Origin of the sequence: Pseudarthrobacter sp. fls2-241-R2A-127 (genome assembly GCF_030209355.1) — a bacterium.
Classification (GTDB): Bacteria; Actinomycetota; Actinomycetes; order Actinomycetales; family Micrococcaceae; genus Arthrobacter.
In genome coordinates, this window is record NZ_JARVSF010000028.1 from 1 (window position 1) to 22,713 (window position 22,713).

Consider the following 22,713-nt stretch of genomic DNA (forward strand, 5'->3'; position numbering starts at 1 on the left):
GACGCCAGCGCCAGCGGGGTGGCTCTGCCCAACCACTGGGCAGCAGACGCCAGCGGCAGCGGGATGGCCCGTTACCACCCCCGTCACCGGTTTCCCTTGCCGTCGGTCAGGCCGCCGCCGTTACCGGTCCCGCCTGCGGCTCCGGTACCCGGTGCCTCACTCCGTGTTGAGGCGCGTGCGGTGAGAGTCCACGGAATGGATGCTCCCAGCGGCCCCGACACATGGTCGGTGACGGTGATGCTGAACCATTCGCCGTCGGCCGCAATGGAGGCGGCTGCCGATCCGCCGGCAAGGGTCCTTACTGTCCGTTCCACGGCGCCGGGGTCTTCGCCCCGGGCCAGGGCCCGGGCACCGGCGCGGGCTCCCTCTTCGATCCGCAGTTGGGTCATGCCTGCGGCGGCTCCTGCGAGCAGCATGGCAAGCAAAGCCAATACGGCCGGCAGCGCCACGGCAAACTCAGCTGTGACCGCGCCCCCGGCACTGCCCGGGACCACCCCAGGGTGGACCATCGTGGCCGACGCTCTCCTCCCTGAGCTGCGGTGGCGCCACGCCCACAACACACCTGTCACGGCAATGCCAGCGCGGTCCGGATCAGGTTCAGCAGGAAGCCGCGTACTTCATCGCTGCGAAGGATGAACACGAGCAAGCCCGCAAAGCCGACGGCCGCCAGCGTGGCGATGGCATACTCCGCCGTGGCCATGCCCGCTTCCGAGCCCAGCAGCCGGGCCCTGCGCCGGTTCCCACCACGAGGGTGGACCGATCCCGGGTAAAGCTCCACGACATTGCCGGTTGCGGCCTCAGAGCCATGCCGGGCGGAACCGGTGTGCGCAGGGGCGTGCCCGGTGCCGCCGGCGGCCGCTCCTTGTCCGCCCTGTGGGGTCCCGGCCTTGGCGGAGTCAGCGGGGGCCGTCGTTTCGGCGGAGAAGCGCTGGTGGTTGATGGACATGTGCGTTCCTTTCGTGGGTTGCCGGGATGTTTCCCGGCTGTCTCGACTCTTCCCGGCGGCGCTGCGGCCGGTAAGGGATGGGGTGCGCTAAGTGGAAAAGCCGGGCCGCCGCCCTCTTGTGGAGGAAAAGACCACGGTGACCGGGATGAGCAGGGCGGCCGGTCTAGGATCCAGATGGAACCAAGGCGAGCAGTACCGGGACGACGCCCAGGCAGATGAAGGCAGGCAGCGAGCACAGGCCCAGCGGGACCACCAGCTTGACGCCGAGCGACGCTGCGCGTTTTTCTGCCGCCCGGAACCTCTCCCGCCGGAGCCTTGCCGCCTGCGCGTACAGGATCGCGGATGAGGGTGCGCCGGTCAGCGCGGCAAACCCCAGGGCATCCCGGAGCTCCAGGACCTCAGGGAGCCGAACGGCCGAGCTGCGCCACGCCGTCTCCCAGTCGGCGCCGATGGCCAAGGCGGAGACCACCGGGCGCAGGGAGTCCCGGTACCGGGGTGCGGCCGAAGCGGCCACCAGTTCCAGCGAGCGCCCGATCCCGGCCCCGGCATCAAGCATCGCCGCCACCAGTTCGAGCATCATGGCCGTGTCCTTGAGGCCGGTACCGCGGTGGATGCCGGTCCCCGCCGCAGCGGCCTTGTGGTTCCCGGGCGAGGCATCCAGGCGCAGATGCTGGAGGCGCCGGCGAGGCCGGCTGTGGCCGGAACAGGCAAGCCACGCAGCCGCTGCCAGGAGGAGGAACAGGGCCAGCCCATGCCATGCCGGCATCATGGCCCCGACTCCGCGGCGGCTGAAACGAGCCGGGCGGACCACGCCCTGCCCGCCGCGGTAAGGATCACGCCGCCCACCAGCGCGGCCAGTCCCAACGGAGTGCCCAGCAGTGTGGCTAACGGATCGACCCCCAAGGCTGCACCCAGTCCGAGTCCCATCAGCGGCAGCCAAGTCAGCAGGCGGACCGTGGCCCTGGGCCCGGCGAGGGCTGTCTGCCTGGCGGCGTCGGAATCCTCCGCTGCATCCAGCTGCGCCGCGAATCTGGTCAGCACGTCAGCAAGCGGGCATCCGCTGGCTTCAGCGATATCAAGGCAGGCTGCCAGCTCAGTCCATGTTCCGGCTTCACCGTCGCGGCCCGGGAATGCGCTGGGAAGCACCCGACGGATGGCTTCCGATACCGGAGCCCCGGTAGCCGCGGCTGCACGCGCCGAGGCCAGGACTGTGGTTGACCCCGGCGACAGTACGGGCCCGTCGGGGCGTGCGGCAGCCTGGAGCCGCCTCGCCTGTTCCCCGGGGACGCCGTACACGGTCCACAGTTCGTCCCAGAGCCGTGCCGGCGTGCGCCCGCCCTTGAGCAGTGCCGCCAGCTGCTGCACCACCAGGGTGAGGCCCAGTCCGCGCTGGCCGCGTGAAGTGCGCCCGGGCCGCCGGAACCCCGGCAACATCCTGCGCCGCGGGGAACGTTGTCCGCCCGGGGAATTCCGCGCCACCGACCGCAGCCTTGCCGCAGCATGCAGCTGCGGCCTGAGGAGCAGCATGGCGGTGCAAAGGAGCACCGCCAGGAAGAGAGTCACAGGCCTTTCCCGGAATCCAGCCCCAGCCGGGCTGCGAGCGCAGGCCACGCCGGGCCCGGTTTTCCGGATTCCTCCACGGCCGGCACCACGCCAAGACCTTCGGGACCATCGCCAAGGAGTCCCACGCAGAGGACTTCCCTTCCCCGGGGCGTCCGGCCGAGGTGGATGACCACGTCCAATGCGCTGGCCGCCTGGAGCCGAACGGCCTCGGGTCCCAATCCGGCCAGCGCCCCGAGTGCTGTCAGCCTGGCCGGGACCGCTGTTGCGGTGTTGGCGTGGATGGTTCCACCGCCACCGCTGTGGCCGGTGTTCATCGCGGTGAGGAGCTCGCGCACCTCGGGCCCCCGGCACTCGCCGACCACCAGACGATCCGGACGCATGCGCAACGCCTGCCGGACGAGTTCCCCGAGGTCCACTGCGCCGCCGCCTTCAAGGTTTCCGTGGCGCGATTCAAGGGCCACAACGTGCGGGTGGACCGGGTTGAGCTCGGACGCATCCTCGATCAGGACGAGGCGTTCGTCCGGCGCACACAGCCCCAACAGGGTGGACAGCAGGGTGGTCTTGCCGGAACCGGTGGCCCCGCTGACCAGGAAGCTCAACCTCCTGGCCACCACTCCCTCAAGGACTGTCTGCACCCGCTGGCCGAACATTCCGGCCGCTCGCAACTCGTCCATGGTGAAGACCCGCTCCCGGCGGATCCGGATGCTCAGCAGCGTCCCGGACGTGGAAACCGGCGGCAGCACGGCGTGGACCCGGTAGCCGCCGGCGAGCCTTACATCGACGCACGGTGAGCCGTCGTCCAGGCGCCGGCCGCCTGCCGCGACGAGCCTGCCGGCCAGTGCCCGCAGCTGGGCTTCACTGTCGAACTGCACGGAGACCCGCTCGATGCCCCGTCCCCGGTCAACCCAGACAGAGCCCGGCGCGTTCACGAAGATGTCCGTCACGGCCGGGTCCCGGGTGAGTTCCTGAAGCGGTCCCAAACCGTTGAGCTCAGCGCTGATCCGCTCCACCGCGGCCAGTGACCCGGCGGTACCCAGCAACTTGCCGGTGGCCTGGACCGCCGCAGCCACCCGTGAGGGGGTCACGGCTCCGGCCTCAGCCATCATCGACTCACGGACCGATTCCAACAGTCCGGCGTCCACTGCCCTTCCGGTCGCTGCTGTTTCATCCGGCCGCCCGGCGCGGGCCGACATGTTGGTTTCCAGGATCCGGGCGCTCCGCCGTGCCCCGGCGTCTCCCCGCGCCGATCCGCTGCCCGATTGCCGCTCCGTGAATCCGGGGGTTCCCGGCGGGCGCCTCATGCCGCATCTCCCGCCCGCAGGTCATCGCCGAGCCAATCGAGGGCGGCGGCGGCGAAGCGCCGGATGTTCCGCCGCTTCCCCAGGTCCAGCAGGCGGCCGGTTTCCGTGGCACCTGGTACGGCGCGCAATTCCGGGATCCTGCCTTGCACCGGCAGCCCAACGGCGTCGGCGATCAGCGAACTGTCCAACGCCGCCCCGGGACGCGCGCGGACCAGGAGTGCCGCCTCTACCGGCGGAAGCTCCTGCAGCAAGCGCACGGCCGCCACTGCTGCCTTAAGCTGGGCCGGGACCACCACCATGATCCGGTCGCAGTCCCAAGCCACCGTGTTCAGCGGCCCCGCGCCCCGTCCGACATCGATGACCACCAGTTCGTAGCCGCGCCGGGCGGCGTCGAGGACTCCTGCGGTGGCCGCGGCGGGGACCGGGATGGATTGCTCCCGGCTGGCAGGCCACGAGAGGAAGGACAAGCCTCCCGCCGCGGGCAGGGAATCCACCAGTTGCACGGGGTCGATGCTGCCCCTGGCCTCAGCGAGGTCCGGCCAACGGAGGCCCGGGGTATCCTCCGCGGCGAGCGCAAGCTCCAGTCCGCCGCCCCACGGATCGCCGTCAACCAGGAGGACGCGAACGCCCAGCCAAGCGGCGGCCTGCGCAATCCAGATGGCCGCCGTGGTGGCCCCTGCCCCGCCGCAGCCGCCCGTAATGCCCAGGACCACGCCGCCCGGACCCGGCGAGCGGGACCGGCTGAGGTGGTCTGCCAGCCAGGCCGCAGCGTCCGGCAGCACTGCAACACGTTCCGCCCCCAGGGCGGCGGCGAGGTGCCAGAGGCTGTCCCCTTCACCGTCCAGGCCAACCATAACCGCCGGCGTGCGCCGGCGCGGCGGCAACTCCCGCACGTCGCTGCCCACAAGGACGGCTGCTGCAGCATCCCAATACCGCCCGCCCTCGACGGCATCGGGGACAACACGCAGCTGCGCACCGGCGGCCGCCACAATGCGCTCCACCTCGGCACGGAGGACCCCGGAAGAAGTAACCAGCAGGACTTCACCCGTCCCGGGCTGTGGTGCGTTCAACTGGTGCCTGCTCATGAAGCCACTCTGGCCACCTCCCACCACACAGATAAGGGAGCAAATCCTGTATGTGGACAACGCGCGTCGGACCGGCCCCGCAAACAGGGCAGAATTGGAGCATGTACCTGCTGCTCGCCGCCCATCCCCGCGGCGCGGCCCTCCAGCAGCTGACCCAGGCGGGACTTCCCGAACCGGCCAACCCCGAACCCCGGCCGATGGCACTGACTGACCTGGCCGCCGTCGTCCGCGAAATGGAAGCCCGGCGGCCCGGCGGCCAGCCGCCGCGCTGGATCTGGCACCGCACGCAGGACTGGTACCCCGCACTGCTCGCATCCGGTGTCGAAGTGGAGCGTTGCTACGACGTCAGCCTCTGCGGCAACATCCTGGCTTTTTCGCAGTTCAGCGCGCACACGGAGTACGCCCGGAACACGGGCCGGGTACCTGTGGAAGATCCGCTGCTTCCCCCGAAAGCGCTGCAGCCGCCGCGTCCCCCGGCGGACCAGGGCGCGCTGTTCGATACCCCCGCCGCCGGAGCCGCCCCGGGCGGGTCCGTAGACGAGCTCCGCGCCGAATACGCTGCCCAGCAAGCCGCCGTGGCGGCGGTAGACCCGGCGGAAAACCGCCGGAACCGGCTCCAGCTGCTGCTGGCGGCGGAGTCGGCGGGCGCAATGGTGGCTGCGGAGATGCAGCACGCAGGCGTTCCCTGGCGCGAAGACCTGCACGAACAAATACTGGCCGGCCACCTCGGTCCCCGCCCCGCCGCCGGACAGCGTCCGCACAGGCTGGAAAAGTTGGCCGCAGAACTGCGCACCCTGCTCAACGCCCCCGGACTCAACCCCGATTCTCCGCAGGACCTGATGCGGGCCCTGCACCGCAACGGAATCGAGGTGAAGAGCACCCGGAAGTGGGAGCTAAGGGAGTCCAGCCACCCGGTCATCGAGCCACTGCTGGAGTACAAGAGCCTCTCCCGGCTGCACACCGCCAACGGCTGGTCCTGGCTGGACGCCTGGGTGGACGGCGGCCGGTTCCGTCCGGAGTACGTGGTGGGCGGCGTGGTCTCGGGCCGCTGGGCTTCCCGCGGCGGCGGCGCTCTTCAGATTCCGCGCCAGGTCCGCGGTGCCGTCCACGCCGATCCCGGCCACAAGCTCATCGTCGCCGACGCCTCCCAGCTTGAACCCCGGGTCCTGGTGGCCCTCGCGCAGGATTCCTCCATGGCGGAGGCGGCCAGGGACCAGGACCTCTACGCGGGGATCGCGGCCAAGGGTTTCGGCGGGGACCGGGCCAAGGCGAAGACGGCGCTGCTGGGCGCGATGTATGGGGCCACGTCCGGCGAAGCAGGCCGGCTGATGCCGCAGCTGGCACGCACCTACCCACGCGCCGTCGAGTTTGTGGAGCGTGCGGCACGTGCGGGCGAAGCCGGTGGGACCGTCACCACCAGGCTGGGCCGCAGCAGCCCTCCGCCGTCCGAGCGCTGGTTCCAAAGCCAGCGGTCGGCAACGGCGGAGGAGCAGCGGCGGGCCGAGTCGATCGCCCGGTCGCGGGGCCGTTTCACACGGAACTTCGTGGTCCAGGGCTCCGCGGCGGACTGGGCGGCATGCTGGCTGGCGGAATTGCGACGACGGCTGCGCACCCTGCGGGCTGCGGACTTGACGGGGAGCGGTGCCGGCCGGCCCGAACTGGTGTTTTTCCTCCACGACGAAGTGATGGTGCACGCGCCGGCAGAGCGGGTGGACGCCTGCATCGCCGCCATCGAGGAAGCGGCCAGCGCAGCCAAAGAGCTGTTGTTCGGCCGGATCCCGGTGGAATTTCCCGTGAGCCTCGCGGTTGTGGATTCCTACGACCTGGCAAAATAGCGCGCCTGGGGCCCGGCAGGAAAACCCGCCTTTGAGACGCAAAGTAACCTACCCGGCGGTAGCTCGACGGGTCCGGCGACGGCGGTTACAGTCAAAATGGCTGAAGCAGATCCGGTCACTGATGCAACGACGCATACCAGGGAGGTCCCCGTCCATGGCGGGAAGATTTGAAATACACCGTGTTGGGGACGAGTCCTACCGGCTGCGGCTCACAGACGCCGACGGGAACATCGTCGCGGTTTCTCCGACTTTTCCGTCCCTGACGATGCTGCGCGACGGCATCAAGGCCGTGCGGGAAAATGCGGCCACGGGCATTGTGGTGGACTTGCGCCGGCAGGCCTGACGCCTAGACCCCCATCGGGTGCAGCCGGTTCACGTCCCACGGGACGGACCAGCCGAGCTGATCGAACAGCCCGCTCAGCACAATGCCGGTGAACCCCCACACCACCACGCCGTTGACGGTGAAGGCGGGGCTGTCGAAGGTGCGGCCTGCCCGGTGGACCGTGGCCATCACCCGGTTGTCAGGGTCCAGCAGGTCCCGGACCGGGACGCGGAACACCTGGGCGGATTCGCCGTAGTCCACCACCCGGACCGGTGACGGTGCATGCCACCAGCCGAGGACCGGCGTCACCAGGAAGTTGCTGTGCGCCAGGCCCAACTCCTGGAGGGTGCCCAGGACTTCCACGCCGGCCGAATCCAGTCCAGTTTCCTCCTCGGCCTCCCTCAGCGCTGCCGCCACGGGTGTCTCGTCCCGGTCGATGCTGCCGCCGGGGAAGGCCACCTGCCCCGGATGCGAACCCAGTGTGTGGGCCCGTTCCAGGAGCAGGACGTCCAGGTCTGCCGGGGCCAACGGTTTGCCGGACGCGGCCGGGACGTCGTCGAGGACGCCGAAAAGCATGAGGACGGCGGCCCGGCGGGCGCGTTCGACATCCACGGTCAGCGCGGCCCAGCGCGGGTCAGGAGGCCCGGCGGTCCCCGACTGGGCCTGCCGGACCAGCCGGGACAGGTCTTCGCGCGCGCTCACGGCGTCCTTGCCTGGGAGGCCATCCGGATCTCGGCGGCCCGGTGCTGTTCTGACAGGTACTGCTCCAGCAGGGCTTCGTTGCCGGGCGCCAACTCATATTTCAGGAGCTTGGCTGCCTTGGCCGGGTCCGTCTCTCCCATGCCATAGGTGGGGCACCAGTTGGCAATGGGGCAGGCACCGCAGGCCGGCCTGCGGGCGTGGCATACGCGCCGGCCGTGGAAGATGACCCGGTGGGACAGCACGGTCCAGTCTTTGCGCTCAAAGAGCCCGGCCACGTCCTGTTCGATCTGCACGGGGTCCTCGGACTGCGTCCAGCCGAACCGCTTGGTGAGGCGGGCGAAGTGGGTGTCCACGGAGATGCCCGGGACACCGAAGGCGTTGCCGAGCACCACGTTGGCCGTCTTGCGCCCGACGCCGGGCAATGTGACCAGGTCCTTCATCCGGCTTGGAACCTCGCCGTCGAAGTCGTCCACGAGCCGCGTGCACAGCGCGAGGACATTCTTGGCCTTTGCCCGGAAGAATCCGGTGGGCTTGAGGATGGCTTCAAGCTCCACCGGGTCCGCTTCGGCCAGGGAGCGGGCGTCAGGCCAGCGGGCGAACAGCACTTTGGTGACCTGGTTGACGGTGACGTCGGTGGTTTGGGCGGACAGCACAGTTGCCACGAGCAGCTCGAACGGGTTCCGGAAGTCGAGCTCCGCATGGGCGTAGGGGTATTTTTCGGCCAGGGCCTTGTTGATGCGCCGTGCCCGCCGCTTCAGTGCCAGCAGGGATTCGGCCGGGACCGCCGGCATGCCGGGAGCCTGGCCGTTGTTGGCGGTTTGCCCGGCGGGGTCATTCCCGCCGGGGCTGGCCGCCCGGAGCCCGGCCATGGACGTCAGCCGCGCTCGATGTTGCTGAGGTCGCGCAGGATACCCAGCCGGCCGTCAGTGTGCTGGACCAGGAACTCATGTCCCCGGTCTTCCAAAGCCAGGACCCAGCCACCGGGTTCGATGACGAAGGCGGGCGCCCCGGTGCGGGGATCAAAGGCGGTGCGGTGCTGCGCCACGGCGAACCAGAAGGCCTCGTGGGCGGACTGTGCATCCGATTCGTCGTGGCGGGCGGCCGGGTCCACGGTTGCGCCGATGGGCTCTTCCGTTCGGATCTGCTGGTGCACCGCGGTGGCGGCGGGCGGTTCCCAGGCCGGCTGCGGGGCACCGGCGGCCGGGACGTCGCCATGCCGGGCTTCCTCCGCCGCGGGCATCGCAGCGGGGCGCACGACGTCGGCTGCCTGGGTTTCCTCCGCCGCGGGCGTAGCGGCCGGGCGGACGACGTCGGCTGCCTGGGTGGGCGGACCGGCATCCACCTCAGGGGTCCGGTCCGAGACCTCGGGGGCCGTGGAAACCGGAGTGGAAGGTGCCGGTTCCGAAGTAGCCGGGGCGGCAGGAGCAGGCGCGGACGCTGCGGTGGCGCCAGTAGCTGCGGACGCTGCGGTGGCGGCAGGCACAGCCGCGGTGGCAGGCGCGTGCGTGGTGGCAGGTTCGTGGCGCGCAGGTTCGTGGCTGGCAGGCCCCGGCTGGACCGCTGAAGACCCGGCACCTGCGCCGCCAAAGACGCCAGCACCCTTGAGCCCGAAACCGGTCTTGGACTGTCCGGAGCCGGACTCCGGCTTGGCCGGCTTGGGGGCACGGGGCTTCCGCGCCGGCACTGCAGCTTCGCGTGCCACGACATGGGCCGGGGCATCCGCCCGGCCTTTGAAGTCACCGGAGAGATAGGGAAGGAAACGGCCAAGGACCGTGGCGGCGAAAAGGACCAGGGAGCCGATCAGGCCCACCAGCAGGCTGTGGACATAAGCGCCGGCAACCGAGAGGAAGAAGAAAGCGACGGCGAAGGAGGCCACCACCGAGGCGAACTGGTCGATGGACAGCGACCCCACCCGGATTTTGGTGTCGGGCGCCAGGCGGCGTGCGGCGAACAGCGCGCTGGCGATCAGCGGCAGGACGATGCCCAGGCCCAGGAAGAAGAGGTTGTTGAGGTTCCACAGGTTGTACCGTGCGCCGAACAGGGGCAGCAGGGACGCGACGAAGAGGATCAGGGTGCCGGCAAAAACCGCAAGGTCGCGCACAGTGAACGGACCGAGCACAGCCTGGTTGGCGTTCGGGTCAATCTTTCCCGAGGCTGCCTTTTGCCCTGGAGCGGTGCTGCCGGCAGGGGTTTGGTGGCCAGGTCCGCCGGCGGATCCGGAGCCGTCGGGTCCGGGCTGCGCTTGCGGGGCCGTTCGCTGGCCGAAGCTCTGCTGGTTCATTCTGCTCTCCTTAGCGTGGCGGCACCGGGCCCGTACGGACCCGAAAACTGTGCCGTCTTGACATGCGGTCCGGCGCCGACAGGGCACGGTTCATGCCTGGCCGGAGCGGTCCGAAGTGAAGTCACAATTCCATCTCAGCCTAGTCAACAGCCAAGCTGATCACTAGCTGGCCCGGGGTCGCCTGGGCGGCCGGCACGCCATTCACCGCTTAACAAATGCCGCTCGCTGCCGCATCTGTGACGGAGGGCACAGCGGATCAGCGGCAAGCATTAGGCTTGGTGGCGGAACAGCTCTTTGCGGTATGTCCGTCCCGGCTGGAGCCCAGTGCCGCGCGAACGGCGGGCCCTGCGGTGATGGCGTCCCGCGCGGCGACGATCGATGAATGATGAGGTTCATATGTCCCAGGACACCCCCAGCTCCACGGCCACGGCTCCATCCGGTGCATCCCCGGCCGAGGCCCAGCCCGGCCAGCAGGGCGACGCCTTCGCGAACCTGCTGCACGAGACCCGGGCCTTCCCGCCGAGCCCGGAATTCGCAGCCGATGCCGTTGTCAGCGCAGCCGAGTACGACGACGCCAACGCGGACCGTCCGGCGTTCTGGGCAAAGAAGGCCCGGGAGCTGCTGACGTGGTCCAAGGACTTTACGCAGGCGCTGGACTGGTCTGATCCGCCGTTCGCCAAGTGGTTTGTGGGCGGTGAAATCAACGCGGCGTACAACGCTTTGGACCGGCATGTGGAGGCGGGCAACGGCGAGCGGGTGGCCATCTATTTCGAGGGTGAACCCGGGGACACCCGCAAGTACACCTACGCGCAACTGACGGAAGAAGTGAAGAAGGCGGCCAACGCGTTCGAGTCCCTGGGGGTGGCCAAGGGGGACCGCGTGGCGGTGTACCTGCCCATGATCCCGGAGGCCGTCATCACTTTGCTGGCGTGCGCCCGGATCGGCGCTGTGCATTCGGTGGTGTTCGGCGGCTTCTCGGCCGAGGCGCTCAGGTCCAGGATCGACGACGCCGAAGCCAAGCTGGTGGTGACCGCTGACGGCACCTACCGGCGCGGCAAGCCGAGCCCGTTGAAGCCGGCCGTCGACGACGCCCTGGCCCACGACGGCCACACCGTGCAGAACGTGGTGGTGGTCAAGCGCAACGGGCAGGACGTGGACTGGCACGAGGGCCGGGACCACTGGTGGGCGGACACCGTGGGCACTGCCTCCGCGGAACACGCGGCGGTGGGCCACGATTCCGAGCACCCGTTGTTCATCCTGTACACCTCCGGGACCACCGGGAAGCCGAAGGGTATCCTTCACACCACCGGCGGGTACCTCACCCAGGGCGCGTACACGCACAAGGCGGTGTTCGACCTGCACCCGGAAACGGACGTCTACTGGTGCACGGCCGACGTCGGCTGGATCACCGGGCATTCGTACGTCGCCTACGCCCCGCTCATCAACGGTGCCACCCAGGTCATGTACGAGGGCACACCGGACTCCCCGCACCAGGGCCGCTGGTGGGAGATCGTGGAGAAGTACAAGGTCTCCATCCTCTACACCGCCCCCACCGCCATCCGCACGTTCATGAAGTGGGGTGACGGGATCCCGGCCAAGTACGATCTGTCCTCGATCCGCGTCCTGGGTTCGGTAGGCGAGTCGATCAATCCCGAGGCCTGGATGTGGTACCGCAAGGTGATCGGCGGGGACAAGGCACCCATCGTGGACACCTGGTGGCAGACCGAAACCGGCGCTCAGATGATCGCCCCGCTGCCGGGCGTCACCGCCACCAAGCCCGGCTCGGCCCAGGTCCCGCTGCCCGGCATCGCCGTGGACGTCGTGGACGAAATGGGCCAGTCCGTTCCCGACGGCCACGGCGGCTTCCTGGTGATCCGCGAACCCTGGCCCGCCATGCTGCGCGGGATCTGGGGGGACCCCGAGCGGTTCAAGGACACGTACTGGTCCCGGTTCGAAAACATGTACTTCGCCGGGGACGGAGCCAAGAAGGACGAAGACGGTGACATCTGGCTGCTCGGCCGCGTGGACGATGTCATGAACGTCTCCGGGCACCGGCTCTCCACCACGGAGATCGAATCCGCACTGGTGTCGCACCCCGCGGTGGCGGAGGCCGCCGTCGTGGGCGCCTCGGACGAGACCACCGGCCAGGCCGTCGTCGCGTTCGTCATCCTCCGCGGCGATGCCGTAAACAACGGCGACGCCACCGTCCAGGAACTGCGCAACCATGTGGGCAAGGAAATCGGCCCGATCGCCAAGCCGAAAAACATCCTGGTGGTCCCCGAACTGCCCAAGACCCGTTCCGGGAAGATCATGCGGCGCCTCCTCAAGGACGTCGCAGAAGGCCGCGATCCGGGCGATGCCACTACCCTGTCCGATCCCACGATCATGCAACAGATCGCCCAGTCGCTCAGAAAGTAACACTGGCTTAGTATCCGGCCTGCAACTTCGGAACGGCCCCGTTTTCCCCGTCACCACGGGAAAAACGGGGCCGTTCGTCGTTGTGACGATTCAAAAAAATCTCTCACGAAAATGTTACTTAGCGTTCTTCCCTGTTCGCTTTTGCGAGGTTATAGTCAACGTATGTGAGGTGCCTCACACGCGGCGATTTTTTCAAGGGAGAGAACATGGCTTCACAGTTTGATGCGTCGGCCTCTGCGTTTCCGAGCAGGCGGACCATCCTAAAGACGGTCGGCGTTGGAGCAATCGGCCTGGCGGGCATCCCGTTCCTGGCCGCCTGCACCGGCGGCAGTGCGCCGTCGGCAACGGGGTCCGAATCCTCCGGCCTGACCTTCGGTTCCGGTGCTTCGGACGATGTCCCCAAGCGCGCCTACCAGGCCGTGACGGACGCCTTCACCGCCAAGACCGGCAAGACCGTCACCACCAACGTGGTGCCCCACAACGATTTCCAGAACAAGATCAACTCCTACCTGCAGGGCTCCCCCGATGACGCGTTCACCTGGTTTGCCGGGTACCGGATGCAGTACTACGCGGGCAAGGGTCTACTGGCCCCCATTGACGATGTCTGGCAGACGGTGGGCGCCAACTACACCGATGCGCTGAAGAAAGCCTCCACCGGCCCTGACGGCAAGATGTACTTCGTCCCCAACTACAACTACCCCTGGGGATTCTTCTACCGGAAGAGCCTGTGGGCCGAAAAGGGCTACCAGGTCCCGGCGACCTTCGACGACCTCAAGTCCCTGGCCACGAAGATGAAGGCCGACGGCCTGATCCCCATTGGCTTTGCCGACAAGGACGGCTGGCCGGCTATGGGCACGTTCGACTACATCAACATGCGGCTCAACGGCTACCAGTTCCACGTGGACCTCTGCGCCCACAAGGAGTCCTGGGACCAGCAGAAAGTCAGCGCAGTGTTTGACACCTGGAAGGCGCTGCTGCCGTTCCAGGATCCTGGAGCACTGGGCCAGACCTGGCAGGACGCCGCCAAGGCCCTGGAGGCCAAGAAGACGGGAATGTACCTGCTGGGGTCCTTTGTGACCCAGCAGTTCACCGATCCCACGGTCCTCTCCGACATCGACTTCTTCGCCTTCCCCGAGATCGCCATGGAAGGACGGGACTCCGTCGAAGCCCCCATCGACGGCCTGCTGCTGTCCAAGAAGGGCGGCGACAACAAGGCAGCCCGTGACTTCCTGGCATTCCTCGGCACTCCGGAGGCCCAGAATGCCTACGCCAAGGTGGACTCATCGAACATCGCCACCGCCAAGGGCGCGGACACCTCATCGTTCACGCCGCTGAACAAGAAGTGTGCCGACACCATTTCGGCGGCGAAGAACATCAGCCAGTTCTTCGACCGCGATGCGCTGCCGGCCATGGCCAACAACGTGATGATTCCGGCCCTGCAGACCTTCATCAAGGACGGCACCATCGACGTCAAGAACCTTGAGGCCCAGGCCAAGACACTGTACGCAGCGCAGTAGTTCAGCGCACGGAACGACGACGGCGGCACGCGGCGTGCGCCGTCGTCGTTCCCCCTCCTGCATCCGGACCAAGCAAGGGGAAGAATCCCATGAGCAGCACCGCACAAGAATTGATCCCGCCGGAATCCAGGGACCCGGCCAACGCGCCCTCGAAGAGGCGGCCCGGGCGCGGCCGGGTACGCCGCCTGTCCAGCAGCGACAAAGTAGTTCTCGCCCTGATGGTCGGCATTCCCACCCTGGTCGAGCTGGCCCTGGTGTGGTTGCCCACGCTGATGTCGATTGGACTCAGCTTCACCCGGTGGAACGGCCTGGACCTGGCGGACATCCGCTCGGCCGGGACCGACAACTACCAGTTCATCTCCCAGGACTACCCACCGTTCTGGCCGGCACTCCAGCACAACATGCTCTGGCTGTTGTTCCTTGCCCTCATCGCCACACCGCTTGGCCTGCTGCTCGCCGTCCTCCTTGACCAGAACATCCGCGGCAGCAAGATCTACCAAAGCATCTTCTTCGCCCCCGTCATGCTCTCCCTGGCACTGATCGGCATCATCTGGCAGCTCTTCTACCAGCGTGACAACGGCCTCCTGAACTTCCTCCTGGGCACCGCCGGCACGCCGCAAGCCGTGGACTGGTTCGGCGATTCCTCCGTCAACATCTGGGCGGCGCTGATCGCTGCGACCTGGCGGCACGCCGGCTATGTCATGCTGCTGTACTTGGCCGGGCTGAAGGGCGTCGACCCAAGCCTGAAAGAGGCCGCCGCGATCGACGGGGCCAGCGCCGTGCAAACGTTCTTCCGGGTTGTCTTTCCTGCCATGCGCCCCATCAACATCGTCATCGTGGTGATCACCATCATCGAGTCCCTCCGCGCGTTCGACGTGGTGTACGTGATCAACCGCGGCACCAACGGCCTTGAAATGCTCAGCGCCCTGGTGATCCAGAACCTCGTGGGCGAGGGCCAGGTGATCGGCGTCGGGTCTGCCCTGGCAGTAGTCCTGCTGGTCATCTCGCTGGTACCGATCGTCTTCTACCTCAGCCGCACCTTTGGCAAGGAGAGCAAAGCATGAGCATCACCGCCGCCCGCACCGCAGGGAACAACAACGCCAATGTCCGGCCCCGCTCCGGCAGCCGGCCCAAGCGCCATTACGGGACGCACATCTTCCTGGTGGTCATGGCCGTTATGTGGCTGATTCCGCTGGGCTGGGCCCTGTACACCGCGCTCCGCCCCGTAGCCTCCACCAACGAGCACGGCTACTTCAGCGTGGCGGGGGCGTTCAACTTCGACAACTTCGTCCAGGCCTGGACCCAGGGCGGGTTCGCCACGTATTTCTGGAACTCGGTGATCATCACGGTCCCGGCCGTCCTGGTGACCTTGTTCCTGGCGTCGCTCATGGCCTTCGCGGTCAGCCGGGTCAATTGGAAGTTCAACATCACGCTGCTGATCATGTTCACCGCCGGCAACCTTTTGCCCCCTCAGGTGCTGGCTGCACCCCTGTTCGAGATGGCAAAGCACCTGGAAGTGCCGTATTCGTTCAGTGACTCCGGCAACCTGCTGAACACGTACATCGTGGTGATCGCCATCCACGTCGCGTTCCAAATGGGGTTCTGCACGTTCGTCCTGTCCAACTACATGAAGGCGCTCTCCGCGGACCTGACGGAAGCCGCACTGGTGGACGGGGCGGGCATCTGGCGGCAGTACCGCGAGATCATCATGCCGCTGTGCCGGCCCGCGTTCGCGGCGCTGGGCACGCTTGAGGTCATCTTCATCTACAACGACTACTTCTGGCCGCTCCTGTTCATCCAGAGCGGCAACCGCCTCCCCATCACCACCGCCATCAACAACCTGCAGGGGCAGTTCCTGAGCAACTACAACCTCCTGGCCGCCGGCGCGGTCATCACCGTCATTCCCACCCTGGTCATCTACCTGCTGCTGCAGCGCCAGTTCGTCGCGGGCCTGACTCTTGGTTCCAGCAAGGGGTAGGCAAAGATGGAACGTGAACGGGATACCCCTCCCATAGCCGCCCGAAAGGAACCCCATGCTCCCCGCAGCACGTCACCAGGCCATCGTGGACGCCGTCCAGCGGGAGCGGGTGGTCCGTGTCTCGGATCTCGCCCACCAGCTTGGCGTGTCCCTCATGACGGTGCGGCGGGACATCGAGCTGCTGGAAGAAGGCGGCAGGGTGGAGCGGATCCATGGGGGTGCCAAGCTCCCTGGGGGCGCCACCACGCATGAGCCCGGCTTTGAGCTGAAGTCCACCCAACTGCCCGCCGAAAAGCGGGCCATCGCTGCCGAAGCGGCAAAGATGGTGCACGAGGGCATGGCGGTGGGCCTCAGCGCCGGCACCACCACCTGGGCCCTCGCCCAGGAGCTGGCCAAGGGTCCGCGGATCACGGTGGTCACCAACTCGGTGCGCATCGCGGACCTGTTCCATCACGGAACCTCCTCGGCAGCCGCCCGTTACGGTTCCAGCGTGATCCTGATCGGAGGCGAACGCACGCCGTCGGATGCCTTGGTGGGGCCGATCGCCACCGCGGCCCTGAAGCAGCTGCACCTGGACCTGCTCTTCCTGGGGGTGCACGGAATGGACCCCGAGGCCGGGTTCACCACCCCCAACCTGCTGGAGGCCGAAACCGACCGGGCCTTCGTGACGGCCTCGCGCAAGCTGGTGGTGCTGGCAGACCACACCAAGTGGGGCACGCAAGGGATGAGCACCATCGCGGCCCTGGAGGAAGCGGACGAGGTCATCAGCGACGCCGGCCTCAGCGCGGATGCCCGCCGGATCCTGCAGGAGAGCGTCAGCCGGCTGCGGATCGCCGCACCGGCCTAAGGGATCGCTGCCCCGGCGTCAGGGATCGGCCGGGCGGAGAACGTCGTGGCGCAGCCTCCCCTAGGGGCAGCCGCAGGACTGGCGGACGTGCAATGTGGTGGGGAAAATGCGGTGCCTCGGCTCCCCGCCGCGGCCGGCTCCCACCAGCGCTCCGACGGCGGCTTCCGCCATGGACACCACGGGCTGTTCCACGGTGGTAAGCGGCGGCCACGAATATTCGGATTCGACGGATCCGTCGAAGGATGCCACCGCAATCTGGCCTGGTACAGCCACGCCCGCTTCATGGAATGCCCGCAGGAGCCCGATCCCCTGCATGTCCGAGCTCGCGAAGATCGCCGTGGGCCGGTTGACCGAAGCCAGCAGCCGTTGTCCGGCGAGATAGCCTCCGGGCCTGGTGAACTCGCTGTAGATGATGGGCCCCTCCGGCAGGCCGGCGTCCCGCAAAGCCTCGCGCCAGCCCACCTCGCGGCCGTCTGTGCTGCCGGAGACGTTGGTGCCCATGGCGAGGCCGATATTGGTGTGGCCGTGGCCGATCAGGTGCTCCACCGCCATTTTGGCGCCCGCAGCGAGGTCCACGCCAATGCTGTTGAATCCCGGGGCATCGCGTTCCTGGTTGAGCAGCACGGAGGGTATGTCTGCCATCTCGAGGGCCTCGAGGTCCGGTTCGAACAGCACGCTCGCCAACAGCACCCCGTCCACCTGCCGCGCGGCCAGGTTACGGATGTTGCGTCGTTCGGTGGCCAGGTTCCCGTCGGAGTTGCTGAGGACCAGCGCGTAGCCCAGGTCCCCGGCGGCTTCTTCAACGGCGTGGGCGAAGAGCGAGAAAAACGGGTTGGTGTTGTCCGGGATGATGAGTCCCAAGGTCTCGCTTGAGCCCAGCTTGAGGGCGCGGGCGGCGGCGTTCGGCCGATATCCCAGCCGGCGGATGGCCTCCTGCACCTTGGCTTCGGTGGCCGGGGCCACTTTCTTGGGGCCGCCATTGACTACATAACTCACGACGGCGGTGCTGACGCCCGCGAAGCGGGCAACATCCTTGCGCGTCACGGGTCCGCGCGGGGCCGGCACGGCCGAAGTGGTCATGCAGTACATGCTAGCTACCAGTTGGCTGGCGCGTCGCCAAAGTCATTGATGGGCAGCCGCGCGCCATTCTGCATGGCGGATTCGTGGGCAACGATTCCGGGCAGGGTGAAGCGGGCTGCCACCCAGGCGTTGACGGGCGGCAGTGTGCGGTTGTTGACCGCGGTGACGAAGTCGTCCACCAGGAAGTGATGGCTGCCTTCATGGCCGTTGGGTGCGCCCTGGAATTCCCCGGGCAGCCGTGCAGCGTCGTGCACCGGGGCCAGTCCGGACACGAAGGCGTCCCGCAGTTCGGGGGCGACGTGGGCCAGCGACGGATCATCGAGGGGAATGCTGGGGCGGCTTTCCATTTGCTCGGAAATATCGTGCACGTCCTCCTTGTCCTGCCACACAGTGACCCGGGCCAGTTGTTCAAAGCTGGCCTCGGTACCGAAGAACCGGAACCGGGATTCGCGGATATGGGACGGGTAGCCCACCCGGCGCATTTCGTTGGTGCGCATGGCACCGCCGTCGTTCAGTTCAAAAAGTGCGGTGGCGTTGGAAAGGTCGTTACCGAACATGCTGACGTCCTTGTCGAAGACGCCGTCGTTGCGCTGGTCCGGGATCCCGATGCAGCTGACACTGACTGCGTGTGCCGGCAGTGCCCCGAGCACGCCTCCGATCGCGTGCGTGGGGTAAAGCATGGGCGGGTAGCTGGCCGTCTCCTTCCAGCGGTCGCCGCCGCTGTATTGGTACGCGTCGTAGAAGCCCAGGTCCATGTCGTGGACGTAATCGCCCTCGGAGTAGAAGACCCTGCCGAATTTGCCGGCAGCGTGCTGCTCACGGGCATAGACCGTGGCCGGGTTGTAGTAGCTGGTCTCGCCCATCATGTAGACGTTTCCGGTGTCACGGACGGCCTCGATGATGCGGGAAATTTCAGCTTCCGTGACGGCCATGGGGACGGCGGAGTAGACGTGCTTGCCGGCGCGGAGGGCCCGTTCCACCAGCGGGCCGTGCGTCCAGCGCTGGGTGAAGATGGCAACGGCGTCGACGTCGGAGGCCAGCAGCGCGTCGAAGTCCGCAACCTGGCCCGCCAGGTTGTACCTTTCGACGGCCTCCGCCGCCCGTTCAGGGCGCTCATCCGCCACATAGACCGCATGGACGCCGGGGTGCAGGTTGAAGAGGTGCGCGAACTGGGAGCCGAACTGGCCGGCGCCCACGATGCCGATGGAGAACGTCATTGTCTGCCTTTCAAGAGGGGGATAGTTGAGTGTTTCACCCGAATCTACTCGAGTCAATATTTAAATGGTGGATAAAAAGTCGGAATTAAAAGCTCAAAGTCATCTCTTGCCACGTTCATATCTACTCGTGTAGATTGTCTCGCAGCTTGTTACTTCCATCACACTCGCCGAAAGGGTCGACGATGACCACCCTTACCAGGAACGCCAGCCCGGCAGAGCACTCAGTGCGCCGGCCGCTGAAGCGCCGGGGACAAAGCGACCTGAAGATCGCACTGTTCTTCATAGCCCCCGCGATGATCGGATTTATCGTTTTCTACCTGGTGCCCACGCTGCGCGGCATCTACCTCAGCTTCACCGAATACAACATCCTCGGCGATCCCACCTGGATCGGCACGGCCAACTATGAGGCCATCGGCAAGGACCCGCTCTTCTGGAACGCCCTGGCCGTCACCACCCAGTACGTCCTGATCAACATCGTCCTGCAGACCGCCCTGGCCCTGGGCCTGGCCCTCCTGATGCACCGGGTCGCCAAGTCAACGCTCATCCGGGGAACCCTGCTGCTGCCCTACCTGATGGCCAACGTGATCGCAGCGCTGCTGTGGTTCTGGCTGCTGGATTACCAGATCGGCATCGTCAACTACTTCATCGATGCCCTGGGCATGCCCAAGGTCGCCTTCTTCGGCAGCGAGGAGTGGGCCATCCCCACGCAGGCCCTGATCAACACCTGGCGGCACATGGGCTACACCGCGCTCCTGATCTTCGCCGGACTGCAGGCCATCCCCCACCACGTCTACGAGGTTGCCAACCTTGACGGGGCCTCGCCCTGGCAGACCTTCCGGAAGATCACCCTGCCGCTGCTGCGCCCGGTCCTGGCCCTGGTCCTGATCGTCACCATCATCGGTTCCTTCCAGGTTTTCGACACCGTCGCCGTCACCACCCAGGGCGGCCCGGTCAACGCCAGCCGCGTACTGCAGTTCTACATCTACCAAAAGGCCTTCACGGAATCGGACTTCGGTTACGGCTCCGCCCTGGCCGTCATCCTCTTCGTCATCCTCGCCCTGGTGGCCTTCATCCAGATGAAGTTCCTCAAGGGCAATGAATCGGACCTGGACTAAGGACGCCACCATGACCACCGCAAGAGTCTCCGCTCCCGCCCGGCCGGCCATCCGGCGTCGGCCGTTCAACTGGCGCCGCGCCGGCGCCTGGGCCCTGGTCGCCGTCGCCGTCGCCGTGTCCGTCCTCCCGTTCTATTGGGTCCTTCGGACCGCACTGTCCACCAACGCGGCATTAGCCTCCAACGCCACCAACCTGCTCCCCGCAGATTTCAACCTGGGCGCGTTCGAGCGCGTGTTCGGCCTGCAGTCCCCCGAAGAAGCCGTAGCGGACGGCGGTTCGGGCGCCCAGATCGACTTCTGGAGCTACCTGCGCAACTCCGTACTCTTCGCCTCCATCACCACCACCGGGGCCGTGTTCTTCAGCGCCATGGCCGCCTACGCCTTCGCCCGGCTCCGCTGGCGCGGACGGAACGCGGTGTTCAGCCTCTTCCTGGCCACCATGATGGTGCCCCCGATCTTCACGGCGCTGCCCAACTTCCTGCTCATCAAGAACCTGGGCCTGCTGAACACCATGGTTGGCCTGGTGCTGCCCTACATCTTCATGACCCCGTTCGCCATCTTCTTCCTCCGCCAGTTCTTCCTGAACATGTCCCGCGAGGTGGAGGAGGCGGCCATGCTCGACGGCGCCAAGCACCTTCGCATCTTCTTCCAGATCATCCTGCCCAACGCCGCAGCCCCGCTCGCCACCCTGGCCCTGCTCACGTTCATCGGCCAGTGGAATGAATACTTCTGGCCCCTCCTGGTGGGCCAGGACGAATCCGTCCGCGTCCTCACCGTGGGCCTGGGCGTCTTCAAGTCCCAATCACCCCAGGGCGCCCCGGACTGGTCCGGGCTGATGGCGGCCACCCTGGTCTCGGCCCTGCCGGTCCTGATCCTGTTCGCCGCCTTCGGGAAGAAAATCGTCAACTCCATCGGCTTCTCCGGCATCAAGTAACACCTCTCCAGCAGCACTCCCCAACCCCCTATCCCCGCACGCGCCATGGCGGCGCGCCCGGAAACATTCCCGAAAGGACCTCCCATGAACAAGAAGAAAGCACTCGGCTCCCTCGCGGCGGCCGCTGCAGCAGTCCTGGCACTCTCCGCCTGCGGAAACGGCGGATCCGCCGAGGCCGGCAAGGGCGAAATCAACTACTGGCTCTGGGACGCCAACCAGCTCCCGGCCTACAAGCAGTGCGCCGACGACTTCCACAAGGCCAACCCGGACATCACCGTCAAAATCACCCAGCGCGGCTGGGATGACTACTGGGGCACGCTCACCAACGGCTTCGTGGCCGGCACGGCCCCTGACGTCTTTACCGACCACCTGAGCAAGTACCCCGAATTCGTCAAGAACAAGCAGATCCTGGCCCTCGATGACGCCGTGAAGAAGGACAACATCGACACCGGCTCCTACAACTCCGGACTCGCCGACCTGTGGGTTGGTCAGGACGGCAAGCGCTACGGGCTTCCCAAGGACTGGGACACCATCGCCCTGTTCTACAACACCAAGCTCGCCGCTGACGCCGGTGTCACCCCGCAACAGATGGCCGCACTGACCTGGAACCCCCAGGACGGCGGCACGTACGAGAAGACCATCGCCCACCTGACAGTGGGCAAGAACGGCAAGCGCGGCGACGAGGCCGGCTTCGACAAGAACAACGTCGCCGTCTACGGCCTGGGCCTGAACGGGTCAGGCTCCGGCCAGGGGCAGACCGAGTGGAGCTACCTCACCGGAACCACCGGGTGGACGCACACGGACAAGAACCCCTGGGGCACGCACTTCAACTATGACGACGCCAAGTTCCAGCAAAGCATCGACTGGTTCGCCGGGCTGGCGCAGAAGGGCTACATGCCCAAGCTCGAAACCACCGTGGGCGCCAGCATGGCTGACACCTTCGCCGCCGGCAAGTCCGTGATCAACGCCAATGGATCCTGGATGATCGGCCAGTACACCGGCTACAAGGACGTCCAGGTGGGCATCGCCCCCACTCCCACCGGCCCCGACGGCAAGCGCTCCAGCATGTACAACGGCCTGGCGGACTCCATTTACGCCGGAACCAAGAAGCCCGAAGCCGCCACCAAGTGGGTCGAGTACCTCGGCTCCGCCGCCTGCCAGGACGTCGTAGCCGCCAAGGCCGTCGTCTTCCCCGCCATCAAGTCCTCCGCCGACAAAGCCGTGGACGCCTTCAAGGCCAAGGGCGTGGACGTGACACCGTTCAGCCAGCAGGTCAAGGACGGCACCACTTTCCTCTTCCCCATCGCGGACAAGGCCGCCAAGGTTGACGGCATCATGAAGCCGGCCATGGATGCCGTGGTTTCGGGCAAGGCCCCCGCCAGCTCCCTGACCCAGGCCAACGACCAGGTCAACGCCCTGTTCAAGTAACCCCCCGACGTGGCTGCGTATGTGGTCGCAGCCACCTGGCCGGGTGGCGCCGTCCCCCTCCTCGCGACGGCGCCACCCGGCTGCCCCTTCCCGGAACTACCTCCTGTGCGTAACTTAAGACGCAACGCTGAACACTGAAAGAGA

At 67.0% G+C, this 22,713-nt stretch carries 21 protein-coding genes; 10 read left to right on the top strand and 11 right to left on the bottom strand.

The genetic code is table 11. From position 1 onward, the window contains the following. Window positions 1-83 precede the first annotated feature (83 nt). From QRN53_RS17095 to ssd, 6 genes are all read right to left on the bottom strand, one after another. Complete coding sequence (locus QRN53_RS17095; RefSeq protein WP_285245008.1) at window positions 84-509, bottom strand: TadE family type IV pilus minor pilin; 426 nt, start codon at window positions 507-509, stop codon at window positions 84-86. 56 nt (window positions 510-565) lie between these two features. Beyond that, window positions 566-946 carry a DUF4244 domain-containing protein gene (locus QRN53_RS17100; RefSeq protein ID WP_285245009.1) on the bottom strand — a complete coding sequence of 127 codons (381 nt, stop codon included), beginning with the start codon at window positions 944-946 and terminating at the stop codon, window positions 566-568. A gap of 163 nt (window positions 947-1,109) precedes the next feature. Continuing rightward, the gene (locus QRN53_RS17105) at window positions 1,110-1,715 is read right to left on the bottom strand and encodes a type II secretion system F family protein (RefSeq protein ID WP_285245010.1); all 606 of its coding nucleotides are present in this window, start codon (window positions 1,713-1,715) and stop codon (window positions 1,110-1,112) included. Further along, complete coding sequence (locus QRN53_RS17110) at window positions 1,712-2,509, bottom strand: type II secretion system F family protein (RefSeq protein WP_285245011.1); 798 nt, start codon at window positions 2,507-2,509, stop codon at window positions 1,712-1,714. Before QRN53_RS17110 ends, QRN53_RS17105 begins: the two co-directional genes overlap by 4 nt. Continuing rightward, window positions 2,506-3,810, bottom strand: coding sequence for a TadA family conjugal transfer-associated ATPase (locus tag QRN53_RS17115; RefSeq protein WP_502934853.1), 1,305 nt, complete (start codon window positions 3,808-3,810; stop codon window positions 2,506-2,508). Before QRN53_RS17115 ends, QRN53_RS17110 begins: the two co-directional genes overlap by 4 nt. Beyond that, entirely contained in the window at window positions 3,807-4,895 is a 1,089-nt protein-coding gene (gene ssd / locus QRN53_RS17120; protein ID WP_285245012.1) for a septum site-determining protein Ssd, read from the bottom strand. The genes QRN53_RS17115 and ssd overlap by 4 nt, the downstream gene beginning before the upstream one ends. 101 nt (window positions 4,896-4,996) lie before the next feature. Here ssd and QRN53_RS17125 point away from each other — a divergent pair, with 101 nt between their 5' ends. Then, the gene (locus QRN53_RS17125; RefSeq protein WP_285245013.1) at window positions 4,997-6,730 is read left to right on the top strand and encodes a bifunctional 3'-5' exonuclease/DNA polymerase; all 1,734 of its coding nucleotides are present in this window, start codon (window positions 4,997-4,999) and stop codon (window positions 6,728-6,730) included. Window positions 6,731-6,884: 154 nt separating this feature from the next. Continuing rightward, window positions 6,885-7,073, top strand: a complete 189-nt coding sequence (locus QRN53_RS17130; RefSeq protein WP_285245014.1) for a YegP family protein — start codon at window positions 6,885-6,887, stop codon at window positions 7,071-7,073. Between the two features lie 3 nt (window positions 7,074-7,076). On the opposite strand, the gene QRN53_RS17135 is transcribed toward QRN53_RS17130, so the two are convergent. The 3 genes from QRN53_RS17135 to QRN53_RS17145 form a co-directional block, all read right to left on the bottom strand. Further along, window positions 7,077-7,754, bottom strand: a complete 678-nt coding sequence (locus QRN53_RS17135; protein ID WP_285245015.1) for an NUDIX hydrolase — start codon at window positions 7,752-7,754, stop codon at window positions 7,077-7,079. Then, window positions 7,751-8,545 carry an endonuclease III gene (nth, locus tag QRN53_RS17140; RefSeq protein ID WP_285245047.1) on the bottom strand — a complete coding sequence of 265 codons (795 nt, stop codon included), beginning with the start codon at window positions 8,543-8,545 and terminating at the stop codon, window positions 7,751-7,753. The genes QRN53_RS17135 and nth overlap by 4 nt, the downstream gene beginning before the upstream one ends. An 83-nt stretch (window positions 8,546-8,628) precedes the next feature. Next, on the bottom strand, window positions 8,629-10,035 hold the full coding sequence (locus QRN53_RS17145; RefSeq protein ID WP_285245016.1) for an energy-coupling factor transporter transmembrane component T family protein: 1,407 nt from the start codon (window positions 10,033-10,035) through the stop codon (window positions 8,629-8,631). Between the two features lie 396 nt (window positions 10,036-10,431). Between QRN53_RS17145 and acs the strand changes: the two genes are divergently transcribed. The 5 genes from acs (at window position 10,432) to QRN53_RS17170 (ending at window position 16,795) form a co-directional block, all read left to right on the top strand. After that, entirely contained in the window at window positions 10,432-12,453 is a 2,022-nt protein-coding gene (gene acs / locus QRN53_RS17150) for an acetate--CoA ligase (protein WP_285245017.1), read from the top strand. A 206-nt stretch (window positions 12,454-12,659) separates the two neighbouring features. Then, window positions 12,660-13,970, top strand: a complete 1,311-nt coding sequence (locus QRN53_RS17155) for an ABC transporter substrate-binding protein (protein WP_285245018.1) — start codon at window positions 12,660-12,662, stop codon at window positions 13,968-13,970. A gap of 89 nt (window positions 13,971-14,059) precedes the next feature. Continuing rightward, complete coding sequence (locus QRN53_RS17160) at window positions 14,060-15,034, top strand: carbohydrate ABC transporter permease (RefSeq protein WP_285245019.1); 975 nt, start codon at window positions 14,060-14,062, stop codon at window positions 15,032-15,034. After that, a complete protein-coding gene (locus tag QRN53_RS17165) occupies window positions 15,031-15,948 on the top strand; it encodes a carbohydrate ABC transporter permease (protein WP_285245020.1) in 918 nt (305 codons plus the stop codon). Before QRN53_RS17160 ends, QRN53_RS17165 begins: the two co-directional genes overlap by 4 nt. Window positions 15,949-16,003: 55 nt before the next feature. Beyond that, the gene (locus QRN53_RS17170) at window positions 16,004-16,795 is read left to right on the top strand and encodes a DeoR/GlpR family DNA-binding transcription regulator (protein ID WP_285245021.1); all 792 of its coding nucleotides are present in this window, start codon (window positions 16,004-16,006) and stop codon (window positions 16,793-16,795) included. A gap of 60 nt (window positions 16,796-16,855) precedes the next feature. Here QRN53_RS17170 and QRN53_RS17175 read toward each other — a convergent pair whose 3' ends face one another. Next, window positions 16,856-17,884 (bottom strand): LacI family DNA-binding transcriptional regulator, encoded by a 1,029-nt coding sequence (locus QRN53_RS17175; protein WP_502934854.1) that lies wholly within the window; start codon window positions 17,882-17,884, stop codon window positions 16,856-16,858. Window positions 17,885-17,889: 5 nt separating this feature from the next. Then, window positions 17,890-19,092, bottom strand: a complete 1,203-nt coding sequence (locus tag QRN53_RS17180) for a Gfo/Idh/MocA family protein (RefSeq protein ID WP_285245023.1) — start codon at window positions 19,090-19,092, stop codon at window positions 17,890-17,892. A gap of 182 nt (window positions 19,093-19,274) precedes the next feature. Here QRN53_RS17180 and QRN53_RS17185 point away from each other — a divergent pair, with 182 nt between their 5' ends. The 3 genes from QRN53_RS17185 to QRN53_RS17195 all read left to right on the top strand — a co-directional run bounded on the left by QRN53_RS17185 (window position 19,275) and on the right by QRN53_RS17195 (window position 22,569). Further along, the gene (locus QRN53_RS17185) at window positions 19,275-20,207 is read left to right on the top strand and encodes a carbohydrate ABC transporter permease (RefSeq protein WP_285245024.1); all 933 of its coding nucleotides are present in this window, start codon (window positions 19,275-19,277) and stop codon (window positions 20,205-20,207) included. 10 nt (window positions 20,208-20,217) lie between these two features. Next, window positions 20,218-21,141, top strand: a complete 924-nt coding sequence (locus QRN53_RS17190) for a carbohydrate ABC transporter permease (RefSeq protein ID WP_285245025.1) — start codon at window positions 20,218-20,220, stop codon at window positions 21,139-21,141. 84 nt (window positions 21,142-21,225) lie between these two features. Next, window positions 21,226-22,569 (top strand): ABC transporter substrate-binding protein, encoded by a 1,344-nt coding sequence (locus QRN53_RS17195; protein ID WP_285245026.1) that lies wholly within the window; start codon window positions 21,226-21,228, stop codon window positions 22,567-22,569. The last annotated feature ends 144 nt before the right edge of the window (window positions 22,570-22,713 follow it).